The organism is Aporhodopirellula rubra (assembly GCF_014192335.1).
Taxonomy (GTDB): Bacteria; Planctomycetota; Planctomycetia; order Pirellulales; family Pirellulaceae; genus Rhodopirellula; species Rhodopirellula rubra.
Window position 1 is genome coordinate 143,086 of sequence record NZ_JACHXU010000018.1, and the last position, 25,348, is coordinate 168,433.

General features: G+C 55.0%; 16 protein-coding genes, 1 tRNA gene and 1 pseudogene. 11 read left to right on the plus strand and 7 right to left on the minus strand.

Features of this window, described 5'->3' with window-relative positions:
- The first annotated feature begins 120 nt into the window (after positions 1–120).
- A complete protein-coding gene (locus FHS27_RS21910) occupies positions 121–1,113 on the plus strand; it encodes a glycoside hydrolase family protein (RefSeq protein WP_246420534.1) in 993 nt (330 codons plus the stop codon).
- Positions 1,114–1,214: 101 nt separating this feature from the next.
- On the opposite strand, the gene FHS27_RS21915 is transcribed toward FHS27_RS21910, so the two are convergent.
- Complete coding sequence (locus FHS27_RS21915; RefSeq protein WP_184307019.1) at positions 1,215–2,777, minus strand: sulfatase; 1,563 nt, start codon at positions 2,775–2,777, stop codon at positions 1,215–1,217.
- A 229-nt stretch (positions 2,778–3,006) separates the two neighbouring features.
- Here FHS27_RS21915 and FHS27_RS21920 point away from each other — a divergent pair, with 229 nt between their 5' ends.
- Both FHS27_RS21920 and FHS27_RS21925 read left to right on the plus strand, forming a co-directional pair.
- Entirely contained in the window at positions 3,007–4,104 is a 1,098-nt protein-coding gene (locus FHS27_RS21920; protein ID WP_246420536.1) for a winged helix-turn-helix domain-containing protein, read from the plus strand.
- An 81-nt stretch (positions 4,105–4,185) separates the two neighbouring features.
- A complete protein-coding gene (locus FHS27_RS21925; protein WP_246420538.1) occupies positions 4,186–5,877 on the plus strand; it encodes a hypothetical protein in 1,692 nt (563 codons plus the stop codon).
- Here the strand turns inward: FHS27_RS21925 and FHS27_RS31695 are convergent.
- The 3 genes and pseudogenes from FHS27_RS31695 to FHS27_RS21940 all read right to left on the minus strand — a co-directional run bounded on the left by FHS27_RS31695 (position 5,855) and on the right by FHS27_RS21940 (position 9,131).
- Positions 5,855–6,214 (minus strand): RHO alpha subunit C-terminal catalytic domain-containing protein, encoded by a 360-nt coding sequence (locus FHS27_RS31695; protein ID WP_390854224.1) that lies wholly within the window; start codon positions 6,212–6,214, stop codon positions 5,855–5,857. The genes FHS27_RS21925 and FHS27_RS31695 overlap by 23 nt on opposite strands.
- Positions 6,210–6,767 (minus strand): annotated as a pseudogene (locus FHS27_RS21935) (DUF1559 family PulG-like putative transporter); the annotation flags it as partial. The pseudogene FHS27_RS21935 and the gene FHS27_RS31695, both read right to left, overlap by 5 nt.
- 348 nt (positions 6,768–7,115) lie before the next feature.
- Positions 7,116–9,131 carry a tetratricopeptide repeat protein gene (locus FHS27_RS21940; protein WP_184307025.1) on the minus strand — a complete coding sequence of 672 codons (2,016 nt, stop codon included), beginning with the start codon at positions 9,129–9,131 and terminating at the stop codon, positions 7,116–7,118.
- 51 nt (positions 9,132–9,182) lie between these two features.
- On the opposite strand from FHS27_RS21940, the gene FHS27_RS21945 reads away from it, so the two are divergent.
- Both FHS27_RS21945 and FHS27_RS21950 read left to right on the plus strand, forming a co-directional pair.
- A complete protein-coding gene (locus tag FHS27_RS21945; protein WP_184307027.1) occupies positions 9,183–13,331 on the plus strand; it encodes a DEAD/DEAH box helicase in 4,149 nt (1,382 codons plus the stop codon).
- A 292-nt stretch (positions 13,332–13,623) separates the two neighbouring features.
- Positions 13,624–15,171 carry an IS1380 family transposase gene (locus FHS27_RS21950; protein ID WP_184307029.1) on the plus strand — a complete coding sequence of 516 codons (1,548 nt, stop codon included), beginning with the start codon at positions 13,624–13,626 and terminating at the stop codon, positions 15,169–15,171.
- 263 nt (positions 15,172–15,434) lie between these two features.
- Here the strand turns inward: FHS27_RS21950 and FHS27_RS21955 are convergent, their stop codons facing one another.
- Entirely contained in the window at positions 15,435–15,830 is a 396-nt protein-coding gene (locus FHS27_RS21955) for a hypothetical protein (protein WP_184307031.1), read from the minus strand.
- Positions 15,831–16,111: 281 nt separating this feature from the next.
- Between FHS27_RS21955 and FHS27_RS21960 the strand changes: the two genes are divergently transcribed.
- Together FHS27_RS21960 and FHS27_RS21965 are read left to right on the plus strand one after the other, a co-directional pair.
- Positions 16,112–17,671, plus strand: coding sequence for a glycoside hydrolase family 28 protein (locus FHS27_RS21960; RefSeq protein ID WP_184307033.1), 1,560 nt, complete (start codon positions 16,112–16,114; stop codon positions 17,669–17,671).
- Between the two features lie 5 nt (positions 17,672–17,676).
- Complete coding sequence (locus tag FHS27_RS21965; protein ID WP_246420547.1) at positions 17,677–19,887, plus strand: sulfatase; 2,211 nt, start codon at positions 17,677–17,679, stop codon at positions 19,885–19,887.
- A gap of 88 nt (positions 19,888–19,975) precedes the next feature.
- On the opposite strand, the gene FHS27_RS21970 is transcribed toward FHS27_RS21965, so the two are convergent.
- Both FHS27_RS21970 and FHS27_RS21975 read right to left on the minus strand, forming a co-directional pair.
- Positions 19,976–21,514 (minus strand): right-handed parallel beta-helix repeat-containing protein, encoded by a 1,539-nt coding sequence (locus FHS27_RS21970; protein ID WP_246420549.1) that lies wholly within the window; start codon positions 21,512–21,514, stop codon positions 19,976–19,978.
- A gap of 400 nt (positions 21,515–21,914) precedes the next feature.
- Positions 21,915–21,988: transfer RNA gene (locus FHS27_RS21975), tRNA-Arg, on the minus strand.
- A gap of 120 nt (positions 21,989–22,108) precedes the next feature.
- Here FHS27_RS21975 and FHS27_RS21980 point away from each other — a divergent pair.
- The 4 genes from FHS27_RS21980 to FHS27_RS21995 all read left to right on the plus strand — a co-directional run bounded on the left by FHS27_RS21980 (position 22,109) and on the right by FHS27_RS21995 (position 25,347).
- On the plus strand, positions 22,109–22,924 hold the full coding sequence (locus FHS27_RS21980; RefSeq protein WP_184307037.1) for a sugar phosphate isomerase/epimerase family protein: 816 nt from the start codon (positions 22,109–22,111) through the stop codon (positions 22,922–22,924).
- A gap of 41 nt (positions 22,925–22,965) precedes the next feature.
- Complete coding sequence (locus FHS27_RS21985) at positions 22,966–23,859, plus strand: PSP1 domain-containing protein (RefSeq protein WP_246420551.1); 894 nt, start codon at positions 22,966–22,968, stop codon at positions 23,857–23,859.
- Between the two features lie 170 nt (positions 23,860–24,029).
- Positions 24,030–24,455 carry a Minf_1886 family protein gene (locus tag FHS27_RS21990; RefSeq protein WP_009099749.1) on the plus strand — a complete coding sequence of 142 codons (426 nt, stop codon included), beginning with the start codon at positions 24,030–24,032 and terminating at the stop codon, positions 24,453–24,455.
- Positions 24,456–24,519: 64 nt separating this feature from the next.
- Complete coding sequence (locus tag FHS27_RS21995; protein WP_184307039.1) at positions 24,520–25,347, plus strand: class I SAM-dependent methyltransferase; 828 nt, start codon at positions 24,520–24,522, stop codon at positions 25,345–25,347.
- Position 25,348: the final 1 nt, after the last annotated feature.

A 25,348-nucleotide genomic window follows, 5' to 3' on the forward strand; every position in this document is an offset into this window, starting at 1 on the left:
ATCATTTGCCAAAAAACGACACTCGGCCAACAAAATCAGCAGCTGTCACCGGCATCCTCACCAACCGTGGAAAACGAAGACACGGCCAATGATGACTCATTAAACCTGGACATCCATTCGATGCGCCAACCAGCCCCCGAGCACGCGAAGTTCATCGATAACGACTTCTACATTTGGGGCGCCAGCATGATCCAAGACGGCAACGGTGTCAGCCATCTGCTCTACAGTCGTTGGCCTCGTCACATGGGGCACAATGCTTGGGTCACCCACTCTGAAATCGCTCACGCGGTCGCCGATAACCCGCTCGGTCCTTACCGGCATGTCGATGTGGCACTCCCCAATCGCGGCGAACATTTCTGGGACGGATTGTGCACTCACAACCCCACCGTTCATTCATTCAATGGTAAGCATTACCTTTACTACATGGGAAACACCGGCGATGGGAAAGTGATGCAATCACTCAATTGGATTCATCGCAACAACCAACGCATTGGTGTCGCCGTTGCCGATTCGCCCAGCGGCCCGTGGAAGCGTTTCGACAAACCACTCATCGACGTCAGCGACGATCCTGATGCCCCCGATGCCGCCGTGACCAGCAACCCGTCAATCTGTCGCCGGTCCGATGGTACATTTGTCTTGGTCTACAAAGCCGTCGGCAAAAAGCACTCACCTCCGGGCTATGGACCAGTGGTTCATATGGTCGCGACATCTGAATCTCCGACGGGTCATTTCGTCAAACACGACGCACCCATCTTCGTCCGCGAAGGCGATCGATTCCCGGGAGAAGACCCCTACATTTGGAGCCAAGGTCACAAACTATGGGCGATTCTCAAGGACAACCACGGCGCCTTCACCGACGCGGGACAGTCACTCGTTCTGTTCGAGTCGCTCGACGGATTCGATTGGAAACTGGCGAAGCATCCGCTTGTTTCAACGCTCGACGTGACATGGGAACATAAGGGGCTTCAAAACCTTCGTCATCTCGAACGGCCGCAACTCTGGTTCGAGGACGGAATTCCCAAAGTACTGTTTTGCGCCGCCGACGACGACAACCAGCGTGAACACTCCTACAACGTTCACATTCCGTTGCAACCCAACGACAGCAAACCGTAATCACGTCAACGAGCGGCAAAGTTAAAGAGAAACGCCAACGACTCACGCCGAGCGAAACGCGTCGCCGTTTGCTCTGACGATTCTATCGAACGACTCGTGAACTAGTTTTCGACCACGGCATTCGGTGGCAGCGGAACCTCGTTGGCGATTCGCCAGTGAACCAATTCGGCGAGTAACCGCTCGGCCGTCTCGGGTTGGGTCGCGGCTAAGTTGTGTTCTTCCTTCGGATCCCGGCCGAGATCATAAAGTTCCAGCTTCCCGGTGGCTAAAAACTGAATCAGCTTGTACGAACCTTTGCGGATGACCGAGCAAGTCCCGTGTTTGTACTGACTCGCCAAATGCCAGAACAACGGCCGTTTTTTCAACGCCGCGTCGTCAGCTTGGAAGAGCGGCGTGATCGATTGACCGTCGAGTACTCCGTCATATTCGATTCCCGCCAAATCCATGAACGTCGGAAAGAAATCCAAACCCATGATTGGCACTTCCGTTCGCCGTGGATTGATCTTCCCGGGCCAATTAATGAACGTGGGCACGCGGATTCCACCTTCGTAAATATGCCCTTTGGATTCACGCAGGAGATCATTGCTGCGCCCGTTCTGACCGTTGTCGGACGTGAAGATGATCAACGTATTTTCGCGAAGTCCGTTCTCGACGAGAAACTGTTCGATGCGACCGATGTTGTCGTCGAGCGACTCGATCATCGTTGCGTACTCGGCCTCTAGAACCTTCTGTTTTCCCGTGTTCGTTCCCTGTCCGGTGACAGGATCGCCAGATTTGTTCAGATACTTTTCGAGCAAACTCTTGCTACGGGCTCGCAATGGCCGGTGAACGGTGTAGTAGTGCAGGTTGATGAAAAACGGACCTTCCTTGTGAACGTCCATGAACTCGATCGCTTCGTCGGTGAGTCGATCGGTCAACCATTCGTCGTCCGGTTTCTGTTCCAAGAACGGATTGCTGAACGGTGCGAAATACCCTCCGGTTTCGCTGTCGTATCCGCCCACCTCGAGTGCCGGATCGCCTCGATAGGTGCCCGCGACGTTCTTCAAGTAACCACGGCCTTCGGGATAGTACTTTCGACACGCCTCGGACTTGTGATACTCGACCCAACTGAAATCAGAGGGACTGGGCTGCCCCAGCTTCTTTTGCAATGGAAAACTCGCTGCCAGTTCAGCCCGGGGATAGGGTCCAACGAGATGCCATTTGCCAATGTGGATCGATCGGTAACCGGCGTCAGCGAGTGGCTCGCTGTACATCGTGTGCTCCTCGCCGACAGTCCAGCGAGAAAAGAGGTTCTCTCGGTCCGATCCTTTTTCGAGCACAGGAACCGTGTACACACCCGTACGAAATGACTGTTTCCCCGTTGCGAGTGCCGCCCGAGACGGAGAACACGTCGGATACATGTATGCGTATTCGAAAACCACCCCGTCCTTGGCCAACCGATCAATATTGGGCGTTTCATAGAACGTCGATCCGTTGAACCCGACATCGGCGTAACCAAGATCGTCGACCAAGACAAATACAATGTTAGGCTTTTGCATCGGCACGTCGGCAGCGTGAACGTGGTTCCCCGCTGCGTGCAGGACAGCGATCAACAAGCTCAACAAAACGACACGCGTTTGAGAGTCCATTTTTTCTCCGATGGTGTGAACAGTAATGACGGTCATTGTAACTCGTCCGCCCTCTGCATGTTTCCCCGGTGGCAGCCACCGTGGCAGCCACCGGGACATCGCTCAGCTAAATTAGCTTGCTCGTCGATCTCAACCCGTCCACGTCCTCCACTGTGTCATCCTCGTGCAATCGTTTGAACTCTCCATTCCACAAGCCAGGCGACTGGTCCTCCGATGCCAGGGCCTCCACAAAAAAAGCCCGCTCGGCCGCGGCACTGTGGGAGCGTTGAAATGTATCGAACAGCTAGGCTACATCCAGATCGACACGATCTCGGTTGTCCAACGAGCCCATCATCACACCCTCTGGACTCGGGTGCTGGACTTTCGGAAAGAACACCTCGACGCGTTACAAAAAGATCGCAAGGTCTTCGAATACTGGGCACACGCGGCCTCGTATCTGCCGATGCGAGATTTTCGGTTCAGCCTTCCTTACATGAACGCCATCGCCGGCGGGCAAAAACACTGGCACACGCCCGACAAAAAACTCATGCAACGAATGATTCGGCACATTCGCACCGAAGGCCCCGTGATGGCTCGGCATTTCGAAGACACCGGGGAGGGAAAGTCTCATTTTTGGGGTGGCTCCAAACCGGCCAAGATCGCGCTCGAACAACTTTTCATCGAGGGTGAACTGATGATCAGTCATCGCGAAGGGTTTCAAAAGGTGTTTGATCTCACCGAACGAGTTCTGCCCCGCAGTGTCGACACCCGTATTCCATCACACGAAGAGTTTCTTCGGCACCTGATCACTCGAACGATTCAGGCACAGGGAATCGCCTCGGAACCGGAGATCCGATATCTCCGCAAAGGAATCAAAGCCGACCTGTCTCGGCAAATTCAACAGATGATCCACGACGGTGAAATCGTTGAGGTGAAGATCCAAGAAAATCCCACGTCGTACTATTCCACGCCTGAACTCGTCGAAACAGGCGTCTCCACTCGCACGTCGAAACGAACCCATCTTCTATCTCCGTTTGACAACTTCGTTATCCAGCGAAAACGGATCGCGGCGTTATTCGACTTCGACTACCAGATCGAATGCTACGTGCCGAAACACAAACGGCAGCACGGTTACTTTTGCCTGCCGATACTTTTTGGTGATACGATCATAGGGCGATTGGATCCCAAGGCAGACAAACGTGAAAAGACTCTGCGAATCGAAAACCTCGTCCTCGAAAAACCAGTCTCACAAAAAGAGCAACTAACTCGGCAACTTGCGAGCACACTCCGCGACTTTGCCGAGTTCAATCAGTGCACCGACTGCCGCATTCTCAAAAGCAATGACAAAAAGTTCGCGAAAGACCTTGCCAAAGTTCTCGGCTAATTCCGAACCACGTTGGTCCCCTTTCGAACGCGTCTGATTACGACCGACCATGCCACCACGTTTTCTCTCAAGCGATCGTTCATGAAGATGCCATCGAAACGAAGGAAGGAACTCTTGATCGCTGCAACGGCGGCTTTCTTAGCGATCGCTGTTACGTTGCCCTTCGTTATCGATTACGTCAGCATCTCGCGGCGTCATCATGTTCCTCTGCCACCCGGAAATATCGCAACGCCGAATGAACGAAGTATCCGTTGGAACGACGAATCGGAACTCACTCGAAAAGTTTTAACCTACTGGGCCGATCGACCGCTCGGTGACTGGAAGAGCGAAGGAAAGATCAAAGCCCCTCGCACACTCCTCGCTCGCTTGATGCTAGGCGTCGACCTGGCAGCCACCAACGACTACCTCTTGTCGCAAGAACCATGGGGGAACGTAGGATCAACCTGGCCCGGCAATCCAAACGGTGACTACGACTTCACACTGGCTGGTTTAATTCCCATCTTGTATCTGTTCGGCGACGATCCTGATGTGCTGTACCCTCAGACGCGCGATCACCTCGTCAAGAAACTCATTCCAATCGACGGTGGCGAGCCTCTGCGAATGGTCCCGCGTACGGCAGGCCTGGTTCCCGACACCGAAAACCATCTGCTGATGACAGAGGGTTCACGCTATCTCAAAAACCGATGGCTGATGCTGCATGGAGATTCCTCGGCCACATACGACAACATTGCCAACGGATTGGAAGAGTGGCTGCTCGGTTTCATCGAAGAGCTCCGATCGGCGGGGCTCTACGAATTCAACTCCATTCCCTACGAAGGCTACACGCTGACGGCGCTGCTCAACCTAGAAGCGTTCGGATCCACGGAAGTTCAGTCGGCGGCACGGCGAGTGCTGGATCAACTCAATTGGAACTATGCCGTCGGGAGTTTGCGTTTTCGACGCTTTCCGCCCTTTCGACGTCAGTACGCTCACGCGAGCGATACGTCGCTGATGGGTGATCGACATGTCGGGTTGATCAAACCTTGGATCAGCTTATTGCCTGAACGACCCGAGAACTTGAAACTGAAGGGAAACCAACACATCGCGATTTGGGCGTGTTGGTCGCCGTACCGATTACCCGATCGGACGGCGCGGTGGATCCTCGAAAAGCCAACCGACTATTTCATCCGAATCGGCCACGGTGCCGACAGCTCTCCCGAGATCTATTCAGGCGGCCCGGGCTACCTGCTAAGTGCCGGCGGTGTCAATCGTGGCCCCCGCTCTCTCATCGTGGCTCGACCGATAACCCTTTGTCTCGACGATGGTGCAAACGATTTGCCGGGCGTGGTCCACCTCTCCGGTCCTGGAAAAGATTTTCGCCAGTGGAACAACACGGGCGTGTGGCGGAACACGGCCGTCGCAGCGGGCCCGGTCCATCTCCCTTCCAAATGGGAAGCGTCGGCCGAATCAAGGCTGTGGAAGGTCTTCCAACGCGAGGCAAATCTTTGCGTGGGCGTTCATTCACAAACGGATCTCGGTGTGGTTCACGTCGTTCGCTCAGAGAACGCAGAACAAGTCCTCGATTCACTCGACAAGTCCAACGCAAACAAAGAAACCTTGCGTTCGGCCTTCCAAATCCCAAACGGCCCACGTCTCGTTTACGACGTCGACGCCCCCAAAAACCGATGGGTGATTCAACGCGTCAATGACCAAATCATCGATCGCAACTTCGACGCGTGGCCCGCAATGAGCGGCACGACCGACTCGCCGGTCACACCTCGGGATGATCCGTAGTCTCAACACCACTCCCTTCGGCCGTGTCGCCAAAGTGTAATGCGGAATCAAGTTCACAACCGCTGGCGATATAGTGTTGAAACGCGTGCACGAGTTCCTCCCGCACGCTAATCGTTCCGCGAAACGGACTTGCCTGCATTCCCAGTTGAATCCCCGGATAGAGCGCAGCATCCTCCTGCAAGATCCGTCTGATGACCCGGCATTTCAATCGCCCCCAATGCTTAGTGAGTTGACGGGTTACGCCGTTCTCTTTCTCGGCCCGAAGCGTGAAGACGGCGACTTCCATCCGGCAGGACGTCGGCGACGTGGGTACCACACTCATGACCTGCAACACCATCCTTGTAATACAGCGGATGCCCTTCCGGACGAAGAGCGGGAATCCGCGGAGTCGTGTAATCGGCGACACCCATGGAAAGGCCGTCGCTATCAAGGATGGAACCGGAGCCGGTCCGGCTAGGACATTGGAAGACACCCAATTCCGCAGCGGCCGCTTCAATCAACAGGTCTTTGTTGCTCCAGTCCGTCGACAGCGTTCCGTTGTAGCCCCATTTGTATTCGGAGGCCGAGGGATCGTCGAAGTTCGGATGCTTTGCCGCATGAAAAGTATCGGCAAGGTCGGGCTGCTCCACGAACGCCAAGATCCGCCAAAGCGCCCCGGTTCGCGAATACGGATAGTGCTTGAACGTGTGCTCAAACATCGACATGCCGAGCACGATCTGTTTAAGGTTGTTCTTGCACTGAGTGCGACGTGCCGCTTGCACCGCCGGCAGCAGCAAGCCGACCAAGACGCCGATGATGGCGATCATCACCAACAGCTCAACCAGAGTGAATCCGCCTTTGAGGCGCGCAGAAGCAGGTACCGAATTTCGGCTTGTATGGATCATCTTCATTAACTCGTACAGGAAACCTAGTGAGAATCTTCGCCGTAATGGAACGACTGGATGTCTGGCTGGCTGTACAAAGTTAGCTGGCTCGACCCTTGCTATTGCCAATGACTCGCAGTAGCGAGACGGATAGCAAACACTATTTTTGAGCGGATTAAGTGAGGGGGGGAGGAATCATTTCAAGTAACTCGATACTCGCATCCTTGCTCTGCGAATTTCCCGATTCGCGTCGAAAACATCGTTTTTTGCGGGGCAGTCCGAAACGTCCTGCGGAAAACGAAGGTCATGCGGAGAGCGTAACTTCACATTACTGGGTCAACGCCACGCCCTGACGATTAGCGGAATACGGGCGTCTCAAGCACCGCCGAGCACCCCGGAAAGCAGTCCACGACGGTCACGCTTTAGCAGGATGAGAGATTGGAGTTGGCCGACGGACGGGTTATCGGGGTCGTAATTTTGAAGCATTCCCAACCATCGCTCGGCACTGGGGAATTCGCGGCGCCCGATAAAGGTGTAAACCATCGCCTGCGCGAGCGCGACAAACTCCGTCGCGTGAAGCAGTTTCCGTCTCTGCAGCGGCATAAGGGTCTCCAGAGCTTGGTCATACTCTTTCCGCTGCAAAGCGCGTTTGGCCAACGCGATCTGCCCGAAGAAATAGTCAGGGTGTTGATCGATCACTTCATCGATCAAGCGGTTCGCCTCGTCCTTGCGATCCTGCACTTGGAGCGCCATCGCCAAATTGTTCTTGATATCCGGGGCATCCGGTTTGGATTGGATAAGACGGCGGAAAATTTCTTCCGCCTCGGCACCTTCTCCAGCGTGCAAATGCTCGACGCCGGTCTCAATCATTTGCAGGCAAACTTCGTCACGATCATTGGGAATCACCGGCTCGTCGGTGATCTCAAAATCGATGAACTCGATTCGATCTAGCTTGCCACGAACGTAGAGCTCGATCGTCTCGGATTTCAGAATGCCATCACGATGCAGGTCACCGGCAAGCTCTGACCTCAACGAATCCGTGCCACGGGACCCGCTCACGAAATCCCGTAATGCGACCTGGGCGTCATCGTTGTCGCTGTATTGAGCCAGCTTGGCCGCGAACTGGACGGACAGACCGTCGCCACGATCAAGCATGTCGGGAAGCAAACTTTCAACTTCTCGGTTTTGCTGAATGAAACGCCGCAACGTATCGGACACATGCGTATTCTCGTCCTCGCCATCACGGATCGCGGCTAAAGCTGATTGCATAGCGGCGAGCTGCTTCCTGCTGAACCAATCCTGAATATCGAAAAAGAACGGTCCATGTCTCTCGCCAATCGGTTGGCGAAGGTCATCCAGGTTTTCGGACGCCTGAGTCGATCCGCCGGCCATCCGTACGGCCTTTTTCCATTGAGTTTTCGCTGCTTTCCACTCGTCGGCTCTGGCTAACCTGGTGGCTTCATAGTGCATCAGCATAGCGACGTCGGGCGATTCGTCTTCCAGCCAACCGCTGTCTGCGGCAACTCCATAAGCCCAACCGATCTCATCGTCGTCGCCGCGAAACGCGAATGTTTGTGCCGCCTTGGTCAGGTCGCTGATCTGTTTCGGCGTCAACGTTCGCAACTTCGCGGCGTCGGCTGCGCTGTCCGACTTTCGATTCAAAAAGTACAGCACTCGGCTGCGGACGGCGTGAGCGTAAAAGTTCTGAGGCGATTGCCGAATCGTTTCATCAAGAACTTCCAACGCATCGGATTGGTCACCCCGATACGAAAACGCTTCGGCGAGATTATTGCGGGCTCGCAAATCGTTAGGATAGCGGTCGAGGTGTTTTTGACAGCGAAGAATCACCTCATCAAATCGGCCTAGCTTGAAGAAGTGCAAGATGTTCTCCACCGAAGCGATTCGCGGAAGCTCTTTTGGCAAATCGTCAACGAAGGCGTCCAAAATTTCGGGCAAGTATTTTCGCAACTTTGCGAGTTCCTGACGGGCGAGTCCCACACCGTGATAGCTTGGGTCCAGCTGAATCATCTTTTCCCAATACACGATTGCCGAGACCGGTTGCATGGTTGAGTAGCACGCAGAGCCGGCCAGCATGTTTGCCATGGGGTCGCCGGGCCGGCGATCGACCATCGTCAAGGCGATGCGGGCATAATCATCAACTTCTCGTGCCGTGTGCAGAACGTCCAGATACAGCCCCAAACTATCGTCGGAAAGCGGGCCTACCGCTTCGGCTTGCTCGAACCATTCCAACGCTTTTTCCGGATCATCGTCGTCGAGATAGGCACTGCGTGCACGTCGCTCCAATGATCTCGTTTGAGTGTAAGTAGAGTCGCTCCCCACTCGGCGGCGTCGTTTTGGCTTGCGAGCATTCTTGCGTTTTTTAATGGACATTGAAACTCCGTTTCCTTCACCGGTTCGGTTGTGTCAGGTACGTTCGTTAGCATGAAAAAAACAATCAACCAATATCGGCGTCTCGGCCGACTTGAAAAGACTGTCTTGCAGATTCTCGCATTTCAGCATCGTCGATGTGAGTACCCCGAGATTTGGAGATTTGGTAAAGCTCTGGGACTGGTGCGTGATGACGGGAGAAGCTTGACCCAGACGTCCATTCGCGAATGCCTGTCCAAGCTGCACCAAGTAGACCTTCTTTCCAAGCCAAACAACCACCCCGTAGCCGAGATTCATGATTTCTTGATCCGCGAGGGCCTGAAGTCAGAGTTATCACAAAGCTTACTGGAGGCATGCCAAAAGTACGAGCGTTGGGGCTCTCGCTGTGAGTCGCTCGAGTTCTACCTCGCGTTTTACACTCAGGATGCGTCGCTCTTTCAAACAGCTTTGGAAAACATACGGGTCGGTTCCGTGCCGCTGCTGTCACCGTTTTGCCAGAAAACGTTCGATGACCTGACACCGGAATTTCAACAGCACTATTTTGATTTCGTCGTGCCGTTTTGGATCTCTCATGGCCACGCCGATCCGGATGCGGTCGAAAATTTGCAAGCAACGATCGCCGGCGATGAAACAACGACTGGCTCCGCACCCACCCTGTTGACATGGGCGATTGCATCGGGAAACGTCGCGTTGCTGCGTGACCTCACCAAGCACGGTCGCTCGGTGGCCCAGGACATCGAAGGGGGGTTAGGACTGCTTGCGGGCGACTCCAATAAAGCACTCGATCAGCTCATGCACTGCCTGACCAACCGAAAAAGCAAGCAGTCGCTGACGAAGCTTGGCGGCTTGCCGTCGGTGTTCGGGCTGCTCGCGGCGTTTGATCCAGAAAGCTCTCTGACACCCGAGAAAGCAGTTGAGGCCGCTGGTTTGGCCCAACGTCGCACCGGCAGCCCGTACACAAACGCATTTTGCTTGATCGAAGCCGCACTGGAGTACGCGATCGCCCCATCCGATGCCGGCGGCTTGCTATCGCGAATGTCGAAGATCGCATCGTCCCCGTTGGATACGTTGATCGCCGGATACTTAGCGAAGTGGTTGAACTTGTCCGGCGATGGAAACGCGGACATCAGCGGCTTGGCATCCGCGGCTTCGCAATTCGCGTCGACGGGCTGCCTTTGGTTGGCGGCAGAAGCCCACGCCCTGGCCGGTCACAGCAAGCTCAAAACCGCATCGGCTGAAAAGGCCAAAGCGGACAAACTTCACCGCCAGCTCGGGACAAAGAGTCTGGTGGACATGATCAAGCCCGAACCGCCCTGGGCCAGAACGCTGGCGGCGATTACGCGGATGGGTGATAAGGCAGTTCCCGCGGCTTCCACTGACGCCAAGGGTGAAAGCGTCAGTGACCGGCTGATCTATGAACTCATACACAATGATCACTATTTCAACCTCGACGTCTATCACCAAGTTCGCAAAGGCAAGAAGTGGTCCAAAGGTCGAAAAGTCGCCTTGGCTCGATTGCATCACGAATACCAAAAGCCCCAATTTGCATTCCTGACGCCCGAGGACCAAGCACTGTGTCGGACCTTGCGACACTGGACCGAACGTGGATCGTATGGGTATCCCGAAGAATACTGCGAGTTTGACTCGCGTTCGGGTGCCAAGGCATTGATCGGACACCCGCGGATCTATTTGCCCGGCGAAAGGGAACAACCGCTGGAGATCACGGAATCTCCGGTGCAATTGCTTGTTCGCAAGGACGACGACGGCAAGGTCGAAGTTGTGTTGCACCCGAAACCGATCGGAAAACATGAAATGCGAATAGAAGAGCTCGGTTCGCACCGGCGCGGCATCACACTGTTCGAGGCCGCGCATCTAGAACTCCAGAAACTCCTCGGCCAGGGACTCAAAGTGCCGGCATCAGCCGCCGACCAAGTGATGCGGTCCGTCGCGGGATTGGCGTCGATCGTGACCGTCCACAGTGAGATCGGATCGACGAGGTCGGCGGCTATGGATTTCGGCGACAAAGCGGATGCGGCGTGCGAATCTGATGATGGAGCATTGCCGTCGGCAGAGCGGATCGATGCCGACACACGTATCCACCTGCGAATGCGACCCAGCGGCGAAGGCTTTCGCGTCGAAATCCGAATCCATCCCCTTGGCAGCGGTGGACCGTCGTGCGTTCCTGGCGAAGGTGGTGAAACCGTGCTCGCCATGGTCGATGGGAAGCCCGTTTCGACTGTTCGCGATCTGGGCGCCGAACGCGAGCGAGCGGCCGCGGTGATGGAGCAAGCCTCCGTTCTGGCCGAATACATGGTCGAAGATTGGACGGCGGTTTTACCCTCACCGATCGAGACACTGCGGCTGGTTGAAGAAATCGAAGAGTTGGTTGACTCGGGCGAGGTCGAATTGCACTGGCCAAAAGGAAAATCCTTGCAATTGGCAGGCAGCGCCACCGAGTCGATGTTGCGAGTTTCGATCCGTCGCGATCGCGATTGGTTCGCGGCCACCGGCAAGCTCAAAGTCGACCGCAACCTGACGATCGACATGATGGATCTGATCGACTTGGTCGCCGATTCGCCCAGCCGGTTCGTGCGACTCGATGACGGTCGTTTTCTGTCACTGGCTGAAAATCTGCGATCCCGGATTCGGGATCTGCACAGCTTTGGCGATGGGCGAAGCGTCAAGAACAAACTACGTTTCGCGGCGGTACACGCCGGACTGCTGGAAGACCTCGGTGATATCAAGGTCACCGCCGACGCGCATTGGAAGAAATGTACCCAGCGGATGAAGGACGCCGACAAGTTGACGCTTCACATCCCCCGTGGACTGCAGGCCGATCTGCGCGACTATCAACGTGAAGGTGTGTTTTGGATGATGCGGCTGGCCGCCTGGGGCGTCGGCGGTTGCTTGGCCGACGACATGGGATTGGGCAAAACGATCCAAACCATTGCCTTGCTGCTCGAACGCGCCGGCGAAGGCCCATCCGTGGTCATCGCGCCGACCTCGGTGATTTATAACTGGCAAGACGAACTGCACCGCTTCGCGCCCACATTGACGCCACACGTCCTGGCCGATGCCGATCGTGGCAAGCTGCTCGAGTCATTGTCCGCCGGCGACGTGCTGCTTTGTTCTTATGGTTTGCTACAAACGCAAGGCAAAGCGATGAACAAGATCGATTTCGGCACGTTGATCCTGGACGAGGCACAGGCGATCAAGAATCCGTCTAGTAAACGTTCGAAGGCAACCAAGTCGCTATCGGCTGAATGCCGTTTTGTCCTGACCGGGACACCGATGGAAAACCATCTCGGTGAACTATGGAATTTGATGGATTTCATCAACCCTGGGTTGCTGGGAAGCCAGGAGAGTTTTCAAGAACGCTTCGCGGTGCCGATCGAGCGTGATGGTGATCACGGTGTCCGCAACCAACTCAAACGTTTGGTTTCTCCATTCATCTTGCGGCGAACCAAGGCACAAGTGTTGACCGAGTTGCCTCCGCGAACCGAAACCACGCTGCGGATCGATCCGAGTGCCGAGGAAGCGGCATTGTACGAAGCCGTTCGTGAGCGAGCGATCCAAGCGATCGAGGAGAGCGCGGAAGACGAGCCGATGCAACTGCGCGTGCTGGGCGAAATCATGCGTTTGCGACGGGCTTGCTGTCACCCCAAATTGGTCGTGCCCGAATCCGAGATCGCTGGGTCAAAATTGAACTCCTTGATGGAATTGATCGATGACTTGCGAAACGGTAATCACCGGGCGTTGGTGTTCAGCCAGTTCGTCGATCACCTTTCGATCGTCCGCGAAGCCATGCAGGATCGTCAGATCGATCATCAGTACCTCGACGGCAGCACCCCCGCGGCGACTCGCAAAAAACGCGTCCAGGCATTCCAATCGGGTGAAGGCGACGTTTTTTTGATTAGTCTCAAAGCGGGCGGTACCGGGTTGAATCTGACCGCCGCCGACTACGTGATTCACCTGGACCCGTGGTGGAATCCGGCGGTGGAAGATCAGGCGTCCGACCGCGCCCACCGCATCGGCCAACAGCGTCCCGTGACGATCTATCGGCTGATCCTTTCGGGCACAATCGAAGAACGCATTTTGGAACTTCACGCGACCAAGCGAGACCTCGCCGACAGCCTACTCGAAGGAACGGACCAAAGTGGCAAACTCAGCGCCGAAGACCTATTGCGTTTGATTCGGCAATAGCGGTCCCACGGAGTCAACTTACCGGTTGCCGCACGATCGTCGAATCGTGACGCAAATCGCTCCTGTATAGCCTGGCAAGCTCGGAGGCAACCCAAACTCGGAGGCAACCTGGTACTTCATGCCGACTTGATTTTCGCGTAGTGGACGAGGCGACGAGTCCTTGATGCGCTAGTCCTTAACTAAGCGAGGATCGAAACCGCTTTAAATGAGAAAACTCGAAAACCCTCGGCGTTTCTCGTGTCTATTGGAGGTTACTACAACTTCAATCAACACGCGCTAACGAGGGTTTCGAGTGAACGCCAAACTACGCCGCCAGGCACTTCGACGCAAGCGAAAAATGCAACAACGCATTGATCCCGCCAATGCCTCCGGCGCTTCGCCAATGATCAAGCCGGATGCCATCAAGTACGAACTGGCCGACAAACAGCAGGCCATCGCCGCTGGTGGTATCGGAACGTTGCTCGAGATGACCAAACAACTCGACTTGCGAAAAGAGATCAACCAAGCCGTCCCGCTGTTCAAGTTGCACCTGCCCTACGACGAAGCCGATCACGTTTTCAACATCAGCCTGAACCTACTCGCCGGAGGCCAGTGTTTGGAACACATCGAGGATCGTCGATGCGATGAAGCCTACCTCAATGCACTCGGTGCCGATCGCATTCCCGATCCGACCACCGAAGGCGACTTCTGCAGGCGTTTCTCGACTCAAGACATCTTGCGACTGATGACGGCTTTCAATCGCGTTCGCGTGAAAGTTTGGAAACAACAGCCTTATGAGTTCTTCGACTGCGCGGTCATCGAAGGCGACGGCACTCAAGTGGAAACCTCGGCCGAGAAGAAAGAAGGCATCGGCATCAACTACAAAGGTCAGTGGGGCTATCATCCGCTCGTCGTCACGCTGGCCAACACTCGTGAACCGCTTTACATCATCAACCGCAGTGGCAATCGGCCCAGTCATGAAAACTCGGCGTTCTACTTCGACCTCGCCGCCCAGCGATGTCGTGACGCGGGCTTTCGTAAAGTCGTCTTGCGAGGCGACACCGACTTCGCACTAACGGAGAACTTCGACCGCTGGGACGATGATGGCATTGAGTTCGTGTTCGGAGTCGACGCGATGCCCAATCTTGTTCAAATCGCTGAAAACCTCGACGAATCGGCATGGAAAACGATGCGTCGTCATCGTTCGCTGAAGAAGCCGTCGGCCAACCCGCGAGCCAAGCGTGGACGTTTCAAGGAAAAGATTGTCGTCAAGAATGAATACCTCAACAAGAAGCTCGCGGGCGAACGGATCGCTGAGTTCGATTACCGGCCCGGCAAGCGCGACCGCAATTACCGCGTGATCGTTCTTCACAAGGAAGTTCATCTCAAACGAGGTCAGCTTCGTCTGTTCGAGAAGGAAGAGCCGGTTTACTTTTTCTATATCACCAACGCGACCAAGTCATCCAAGCCAACGCGTCAGGTCGTCGTTGAGGCCAATGCACGTTGCAACCAAGAGAACAACATCGCTCAGTTGAAACAGTGTGCGCTCAAGGCACCGCTGAATGATCTGACGAGCAACTGGGCGTACATGGTGATCGCTTCGTTGGCATGGAACCTGAAGATCTGGTCAGCTCTGATGATCAAGCCAATAGGCACGACTGATCAGAAAGCGGAACAATCGGCAACCAAATCCAAAGTGCTGCATATGGACTTCACGACGTTCCGAGATCGGATCTTGATGATTCCGGCACAGATCATTCGCCGCAGTCGCTCGGTGATCTTTCGCTTGCTGAGCTACCGACCCTCGGTCGATACGTTGCTGCTGATTGACTCCAACGTCCGCCGTCCCCTTCGTTGCTGACGCAGCGACTTTAGTGAAGTCAGTGTTTGGATGCACTGACGCCGCCACAACGCCCAGCCCAAGAAAGTACCCACGCCGATGAAAAGAGCTCCAGCCGAAACCACAACGCCAGCCCACCTGGAGTCTTCGTCGCTGCGCCGGAAATCGAATAAGAAAATCACCAAAACTGAAATAGTCTTCGCTTGTTTAAGGGCTAGTCACGCAAGGGGATTCCTTGCGTCATCCACTACGATTCCACCCAAACGCCACGCTGCAGTGGAATTCTAGGGGGCGAACAACAGTTGAACCTTTACTAAGATTGGTTTGGATTCATTCGCAGTCGTGTCGGTGATCCGCACCTCAAACTGGAAGCCATAACCGGCCGGCAATCCAGAGAGATCCATGCCTGCTGCTTTCTTGGCAACATGCTTTACCAAACCGGGCGTGTAGTCGTAAGTCTCTTTGACAGTCTGCCAATCGCTCCAGCGATCCACACCCGCGTCGTTGTCGGTGTCCACGCCAACACGCACATCGACTGACTCGACCCAATGTCCGTCGCTGACGTAGTCGGTCTCCATTTGCATGGCCAGATAGAAACGTCCTTCGGCAAAACAGACATCGGACTCGACAAATGAACAGGGCAATAGAGCCAAACAATGAGATTTGGCGAACAAATTCATATCGGAATCCTAAGGCAACGGGTGCCAGCAGTCCCTAAACCGTCGGCCATCTGGACCGGGCACATCAGGCAGCAATCCGCCGCTAACCAAGGCCCAGCGCGACACGATCCACCACAACTTCCCTGCATGCCTCGTGCAAATGCACGATAGGAGATCGAGAAATCCCCTTTAGGATGCGTTCCCATCCGAGTCGGATTACGGCGAACTTGTCGGCAGACATCCCGTTCGTTGATGCGATTCAGGACGACAACAATCTTGGCATTCTCTGAATCGAGCGATCCATGACAAAGAACGCAAACCGCGACGCATTGCCCCAACGAGCAGACACACGAGACAGGGACAACCCCACTTGGCAGCGGATCACCACCGGTCTTCTCGGTGGTCTGTGCGTCTTGCTTTTCTGCCCGTCAACCTTACCGGTCAACGCCGAACCGATTGAGAAGGTTTCGGCGAATCACTCCTCCTCGACTTTTGACATTCGTCTGTACGGCGCCGTCGGTGACGGACAGACATTTGACACCGAGGCGATCCAAACAACGCTTGATGCCTGTGCACGCAACGGTGGCGGAGTCGTACGGGTGCCTCCGGGGGAATACGTGATCGGCACGATCATGTTGAAGAGCAACACCACACTGTCGTTGGACCACGGCGCTGTTTTAGCAGGCAGCCAAGATATCGACGATTATCCCACCGAAAACCTTCGGCCGGCACGCGAAGGAAACTCGGAATGTCTTCTCTACGCGGAAGATGCCGCCAACATCCGAGTGGAAGGTCTCGGCGTCATTGACGGTCGTGGGAAACCGGACGCCTTCCCACGTCGGGCAGGCCGAAACAATCGCGACAACCGACCACGTTTGATGCGATTCGAAAACTGCGAGAACGTCACTCTCTCGGGACTCACTTACAAGGACCCTGCTTTCTGGGGTATTCACCTCGTGGATTGCCGCGACGTTCATGTCGACAGCGTGACCATTCGGTTTCGAAACAATCACTATAACAATGACGGGATCGACCTCGATGCTTGTGAGAATGTGCTGATCGAAAACTGCGACATCAATGCGGGTGATGATGCAATCTGTTTGAAGAGTTCGTTGGGACCGTGTCGAAACTTCGTGGTGCGAAATTGCAAAGTAAGCAGCAACACGGCAGCCCTGAAATTTGGCACGTCATCGAGCGGCGGCTTCATCAACATCGATGTGTCGAATTGCTACTTTTATGATTGCCCGATGGGTGCCATAAAGTTGCAAATCGTGGACGGCGGTCGGATGGAGAACGTCAATATCTCGCGCATCGTGATGGACGAGGTCGGTTCGCCACTCTTCATTCGCTTGGGCAATCGGGGACGCAATTACACGAAGAACACTTGGACCGGTCCGACAACAGGCAGCGGCGATTCCGAAGGTGCTGGGGTTGGCATCGTGAGAGGCATCAGAATCACCGACGTTATCGCGAAGGTAACGATCGAAGAACCTGCTCGATCAGAACGTGCCTCCTACAAAGGAAAAGCTCCCCGGCAAACTCCTGAGCAAGTCGCAAAAGCGAGAGCGAAAGCAGGCCCGATCATGATCACAGGCATCCCAGGGCATCGCATCGAAGATGTCGTTCTCGAAAACATCCACGTCTCATATCCTGGTGAAGGAACCGAGGCAGATACTGAACGTGTTGTTCCGGAAGATGTCGCGCGATATCCCGAACAGTTTTTCTTCGATGTTTTGCCCGCATGGGGTGCCTACATCCGGCACGCCAAAAATGTACGGTTCGACAATGTGAACTTGTCGACACGAGCATCCGACGCTCGTGAAAGTATCGTGCTCGACGACGTCATCAATTTCCAAGAGTAAACGCAATGGTACGACGAACACTCATGTGGTTGGGGCTGATTTGCCTCGGCCTGCCTGCTGCGGTTATCTTGGCCACGCCGCCCAAACCCAACATCGTTCATATCCTGACCGATGACTTCGGTTGGCAAGATCCGGTTTGCTTTGACGTCGATGGCGATACACCGTTTGAGACGCCTAACCTGGATCGCTTGGCTAAGCATGGCCGCAAGTTCATGCAGGCGTACGCTCCGTCACCAACCTGCGCACCTTCCCGGGCGGCGTATATATCCGGCCAATACCCGGCACATACCGGGATATACCATGTGCTCGGAGGAAAACTGCCTCGCGCCTACTCACCCAACTTCACTCACATCAATCCGTTCTATCGCTATCGATTGCCGCTGACGGAGATGACAATTCCTAAGGAACTCAAGCAAGCCGGTTACACCACCGGCCATGTCGGCAAGTGGCATCTCGGCGGACGCAGCAATGGTTTCCCATTTCCTGGCAACTACGGATTTGACATCGGCTACGTCGACGACCTTGGCAAGGGCGGGACGTACTACCCCGATCCCGATATTTGGGGCCCGCGGGACCAGTTGCGGGATCAGCACAACGGTTTGGCGAAATCCATGAAGCCGCATCGCCTGACAGGATGGGCGACGGATGATCCCAATGATCCGTTTCAGTTGGATCAAGACGGGAGACCTTTTGACAAGACGCTCGACGTCGCGTTGAAGTGGCTCGAGAAACACCACGACAAACCGTTCTTCCTGAACTACTGCACCTATTACGTGCACAGTCCCATCCAGACTCGCAACCGGGCACGATTCGAGTATTACTGCAAGAAGATGGGATACGATTTCCCAACCGATCCGGGGACGATCAACCAAGGCCGAGAAGGCAAGACCGATCCGTACTATGCAACCATGGTCGATACACTCGATTGGATGATCGGCAAAGTATTGACTTACCTCGAAGAAACTGACGATCCCCGTCATCCCGGCCACAAGTTGATCGAAAACACCTACGTCATCGTCAGCTCGGACAACGGCGGATTGGTCTCACGATCCGGGGGAACCATCACCGACAACTCCCCACTGCGAGAAGGAAAACAGGACATCCATGAAGGAGGCGTCCGCATCCCTTTCATTGTCAGTGGCCCGAGCATTCCTCAAAACACAGTCTGTGACACACCGATCTCGTTGATCGATCTCTATCCGACCTTGGTTGATTTGGCGGGCCTACCTCCGTCGGACAATCCCAAACTCGATGGATGTAACATTCGACCGCTTATGGAAGGTCGCGAGTCGATCGCGAGATTCGCGGACGGATCTGCGCGAGAACGGATCTACTTTTACTACCCGATCGAATTGTCCTCAGGGAGTGCGATGCGAAAAGGTCCGTGGAAGATCTACCGCAATCTCGGGCCAGGAAACAACAAAAGCCCAGACGTTGAACTGTTCCGACTTTACAACGATGACGGCTCGATGGCCGACATCGGCGAGCAAGAAAACCTGGTGGAGCAAATGCCGGAACTCACCAAACAATTGCTGGCTGAACTCGATGAATTCCTGAGTGACGCGAACGTGTCTTTACCATACAAGAATCCGGGTCTTCGATCGCACGCAGCGGTTGGGAGGGTTCCCAAGATCCTGAATCGTGGCGACGAAGATGATCGCATCTGGGTGGACGTCGAAACGGGCGACAACAAATCATCGATCGTCGAAGCCAAACTGCTCTACACGGTCAACGGAAGCCTATTGGAGGCTTCCAAGGGGCGTCGTGAAATGTGGTTTGAACAGCCCGCCGAGATAAGTGGCGGACATATCGAAGGCACGGTTCCCCCGGGAACTTCGCATGCCGTTTTCTGCATGAGGGACAGCGAGGGGTTCCTAGTCATGTCCGAAGACCTGCCCTCTTACCGTGAACAATCATCCGGTGCTGCGGATTCGTCATACCTGAAGCATGCCTATGCCTTCCGTCCGGGACTCTTTGCTCTGATCAAGCTGGGAAAAGAGGCCGAGGCGGAACTGACGCGTCAAGGCAAGTCCGATGTTGGGTTGAACAGGGAATTGAAAGACGCCACGACGGTTTACTCGAAAACGCGTGCTTCCGAGAAAGAATACTGCGACACCCTCCGCGCACTTCGCGGTGCGATTCGAAATCTGAAAGGTGCCGTCTCTCAAGCGGACGATCACCACCTCAACTTATTCCGGCACGGCGGCGCGTTCTAACGTGGCCGTGGGTACGGATTCACGGAAGCGTCGACCACCCCAGAGAAGATTTCAGGTCGAAGTCATGCCTGCCATGTGTCCGCTCTCGCTATTGGACGGCTCCAAGATTGGCGGAGTTTGGATTGACGGGTTTGCCAAAGAAGTCACGGAGTTCTTTGCTGCGAACATTGAGCAAACGGGCTTGGTTGATGCCGGGCGAACCGCGTTGGAGACGATATCCCAGGAGTGATTTCATCTTGGTGAGATCAACATTGGTTCCCGCACGGCCAGGGTTCTCAAAGAGCGGATTTGCGAGGACAGGACTTTCGTCGGCGGGATAGGGATTGATGTTGAAATAGAGATTATTTTGGAAGGTTGTGTTGATGCCACTGGCATTTTTGCCCCATGTCGCTTCGTCTTCAAAGTAGAAGACATTGTTTTCGAAGCGAGTGTTCAGCGGCGTTCGGTTCTCGGGAAAAACTTGAACATGAAGGCCTTTACGCGTGAAGTGCGTGTTGTTGTAAATATGGATATCCTCGGCTAATCGCTCCCTTTCGAACCCGTAGAAATACAGCCCTTTGCGTTCGTTTTGGCTGATGTTGTAGCGGATAACGACGTTACGGTTCCGCCTCTTCATGATCCCGCAGAACCACATGTTGTCATGACTGTAGTTGTACTGAATGTAGGTGTTAATGCAGTTGTAATCGGCGTCGAAACCACCACGGTCCATCGATTCATCGCCCACGTTTCCGTAGGCCTCGTTATGTTGGATGCGAATGCCGTCGGTGTTGAAACAAAAGATACTGTGCCCGGTGTCATAGCGACTGCTGTTGGCGGCAACATTTCTTTCATAGACCGCGTCTTTGCTCACGCGAGCAATGATGCAGTTGCGGCCGGTACGATCGATGAAGTTGTCAGCAACATAAACGTTGGTCCACAAGTTCTCCGCCCCTCGGTCTCTCCGACTCCATGCTACACGTGCGCATGACGAGTCGTTTCCAATGCCGACTCCGCCGATGCGAACGATACGATTGTTGGTGATTCGCAGATCATCGACGCTGGCCGCCCTACATTTCGTCACGTGCACATGGATTCCGCCACGTCGTTTTCCCGCAACCAGTCCGTTGATGTCATGGATGTGACAATCATCGAGATAGATATGACGAAAGACTCGATCGACACCCTCCAATAAAACATAGACGCCGAACAGGTCGCCTTGATCGTCTGGCGATCCGTCCGTGTTTGTGATTTCGAGCCCGCTGACCTCCCAATGATCGACGTTTTTCAGCAGCACGCCTGCGCGGTGTTTTCCTCCCGCGTCGATTCGTGGACGCGGCCCGCTGCCGATCGCTTCGATTCGAATCGGTGCGTCTATCGACCCGCTGCCTGACGGTGCAAACATCCCCTCGAACCGCTGTCCATGCTGAAACTGAATCACGTCCCCCGGTTCGAACGTCGCCCCCTTCAATTCGTCAAACGCCTGCTGCGAATCGACGAGATAATCGCGTGCCACGCAGGCATTGGCCATGAACAGTATCGCGGCCACAACGATCGGGATTCTCGCATGCGTTCGAGGACGGTTGCCGATCAATCTCGAGATCAGACGGTTCCGTTGCGATTGGAACTTCTTCACAAAGGTATTGTTCATATCATCAATGGCGGTGAACCGCCCCAAATCCATGTCATAAATAGAGAGTTAAGACAATGCATCCTTTCGAGCAGTTCTTAACATTGATTACATCCATTTCACGCCACTCTTACCAAGAAATGCAACTGCTGACCGCTCGTCCAGTCAGGGCCAATGCGAACTCAAATGGGTCGCCAGAAATGAGGACGCCTAAACTCGCCCGTTCGTCCAAACGACTATCGATCACGAGGACTGGATGCCGAACCGGTGCAGGCAGGTACGGGAGCGGGGACAGGGTGTGCAAACGTGAGTGTCAAAGCCATCGACGGCAAATAGGTTCAGAGAAATGAACCGTCGTGGCACGCAAATCGGCGAAACTTAGATCCGTGACGCGTAGAGTCACGGCACGCAGAAACAGAGGCACCCCCGGCAGGATTCGAACCTGCGACCTGCTCGTTAGGAATGAGCTGCTCTATCCAGCTGAGCTACGAGGGCGGGTGCGTGGCGAGTTTAACCGATCGGATGAGCCAGTGGAACTCGCCTCTGATCGAGAACTCGTGTATAACTCCCGGTCTTGACCTCCCCGCCTCTCTCCCCGCCAACCTATATAGAGATATGCTGCGTTCCGCAATCACCGTGAGCCTTGTTGAGGAAGCCCGAGGCGGTCCGTTCGTCTTTTGGAATGGGCTCGAAGACGCGTTCGAAAAAGCGAAAGCTCTTGGCTACGACGCGATCGAAGTTTTCGCACCGGGACCCGACGCCATTCCCACCGGTGAACTGCAACGACTCGTCGATGCCAGCGGGCTGAAAGTCGCCGCCGTCGGAACGGGTGCGGGCATGGTGAAACACGGGCTCAGTTTGACGGATCCCGATTCAAGCAAACGGACTGCGGCACAAGACTTTGTTCGTTCGATGATCGACTTCGGCGGTCCTCTCGGTGCTCCCGCAATTATCGGTTCGATGCAGGGACGTTTCGGCGGCGACGTGAGCCATGAACAGGCATTGGACCTGCTCGCTGAGTCGCTCGAAGTCCTCGGTCCACACGCGGCCACCTACAACGTTCCGCTCATTTATGAACCGCTCAATCGTTACGAAACGAATTTGATCAAAACGGTTGCCGAAGGCGTCACGTTCCTGAATCGTCTGTCGACTGACAACGTGAAGTTGCTCGCGGACTTATTTCACATGAACATCGAAGAAGCCGACGTTGCCGCAGCGATCCGTGAAGGCGGAGATGCGATCGGCCACATTCACTTCGTCGACTCCAACCGCCAAGCGGCAGGTTTGGGGCACACCGACTTTGAACCGATTGCGGCTGCCCTTCGTGACATTGGTTACAATGGCTATCTTTGCGCCGAAGCGTTCCCGCTGCCCGATTCACAAACGGCGGCGGAAAAAACCATCGAAGCGTTTAATCGTCTGTTCCGCTAGGCGTTGCGGATCGCTGTTGAAGATCACTCACCGAGGTCATTTTGCCGTCATCCTCTTCGCCTTCTGAAAACCAATCCGCGATAGAGCAGTCCTCGCTAGAGTACGTATGCCGCTACGGCAGCATGCGGCACCTGGGCGTGATGACGGCAAAGCAACGGTTTCGCTATGGCGACGAGGTGGTGATCCACAGTGACCGCGGCACCGAGATCGCCACGGTCTTATGCGAAGCCACTCCGGCGGCGGTGGAGGGGATACTCGAACCGACCGAAGGCCGCATCCTTCGTCGGCTCGATTCGACCGATCGCGGAGATTGGTCACAAATGTCTGAGATGACACGGCGTGATCTCGACATGTGCCAACCGCACGTCGAAAAGCTCGGACTGCCGATGCAACTGATCGACGTTGAGCGGTTGCTCGGCGGAGAAAGGGTCATCGTTTATTTCGTGGCCGAAGGGCGAATTGATTTTCGGGCCCTCGTGAAATTGCTGGGCCGTGAATTTCAAACTCGGATCGAGATGCGGCAAATCGGCATCCGCGACGAAGCCAAATTGCTGGCCGATTTCGGCGATTGCGGCCAAGAGGTTTGTTGCAGCCGTTTTCTCAGCAAGATGCCCCCGGTGTCAATGAAAATGGCCAAATTGCAGCGGGCGTCATTGGACCCCAGCAAAATCTCGGGTCGTTGTGGACGGCTGAAGTGCTGCCTCCGATACGAATTTGATACCTACGAATCGCTCGCATCTGAACTCCCCCCCGTCGGCAGCAAAATCTTGACCCGAGACGGCAATTGCCGCGTCGCCGCACAGGACATTCTGGCAGGCCAACTGGTCGTCACGACCGAGGATAAACGGCGCATCATGATCCCCGCGAGTGACGTCATTGAGATTCTCAAGGTGGGCGAGGGAACGCCCGTTCGCGGCAAAAAACGCAAGAAATAGGATTCAGGCTCGACAAAAACTTCTTCTTTTCATGACCCGGAATTGGAATCCTGCCGGTGTCGGAAACCGAGTTGCGGAGTACAATTCAATCACACGAGCAGTCCGCTGTTCGCGCGATACCGTATCTTCGAAGCCAATTTTATTTTCGCTATTTCCCAAAACGCACGCCCATGACCTCGCCACTCAAAGCCATGCGGGATCTCCTTCGTGACGACCCACGTTACAAACTCGAGGCGTACCAGTTCATTCGAGAATCGCTCCAGTACGCTCACGAGAATCTCGAGCAGATTGGACCGTTGGGTTATTGCGAAGGCGATGAACCTGATGTCGACGCACCTCGCCACCTGACCGGACAACAACTCTGCGAAGCGTGCCGACTCTATGCCATCGACCAATACGGCTACCTCGCCAAAATGGTGTTGGGACGCTGGGGTCTTCAATCGACCGGTGATTTCGGTGAACTGGTCTACAACTTGATCCGAATCGAACAGATGCGGAAAAGCGAAACCGATCGCCGCGAAGATTTCGACGACGTGTACTCGTTCGACCAAGCGTTCCAACCACAATTTGAACTGGTCACCGATGACGCGGAGTAACCGCGTCGAATCATGTGGCAGGCGCCCCGTCCGTTTGCTAACAACGCTTCTCATTGCCTCGGCGGTGTTTCTTCTTGCCGCTCCGGAGAATATCGCGAGAGCGGACAAACCATCTTTTGCACCGGAGTCGGAATCGACTTCGAATGCCGCCTCGACACCTGACGCGTCCACGGCAGCGAATCCTCGTCCCAACGAGAAGGCGAGAAAGACTTACATGGGCCGGATCGTGGCTCAGCCGATGTCACACCTGGGCGCCTCCTGGTTGATTCGGCCCGAACGCAACGATGAAGAGAGTGCCGTCGAAGCCTTCGGACAACTCGGCATTCACCCCGGCATGACTGTCGTTGATCTCGGGTGCGGCAACGGGTTCTGGACGCTGCCGATGGCAAAAGCCTGCCTCCACAAACCAACTCCCGATGGATCAATCGATCCAGAAAGCGATAAAGAAGACATCGACGGTTGGGACGGTCAAGTGATCGCCGTCGACATCCAACGGGAAATGCTCGCGAAGTTACGGCAAAACATGAATCGCGCGGGCGTCGATAACATTCGGCCGATCCTCGGTAAGGTTGACGATCCCCGGCTGCCCGTCGGTGAAGTTGACTTGGTGTTGCTGGTCGATGTCTATCACGAGTTTTCACACCCGCAATCGATGCTGTGGTCAATCCGCGAGAGCTTGAAACCCGACGGCGTGATCGCGTTGCTCGAGTACCGTGCCGAAGACCCGGACGTGCCGATCAAGCCTCTGCACAAGATGTCCAAGCATCAGATCATGAAAGAGTACTCGGCTTCGAATCTCAAACTCGTCCGTGAGTACAACGAGCTGCCTTGGCAACACCTGATGTTCTTTGCGCGTGATGACAGCCCGTTGCCCGCGATCGAACCGAAATAGT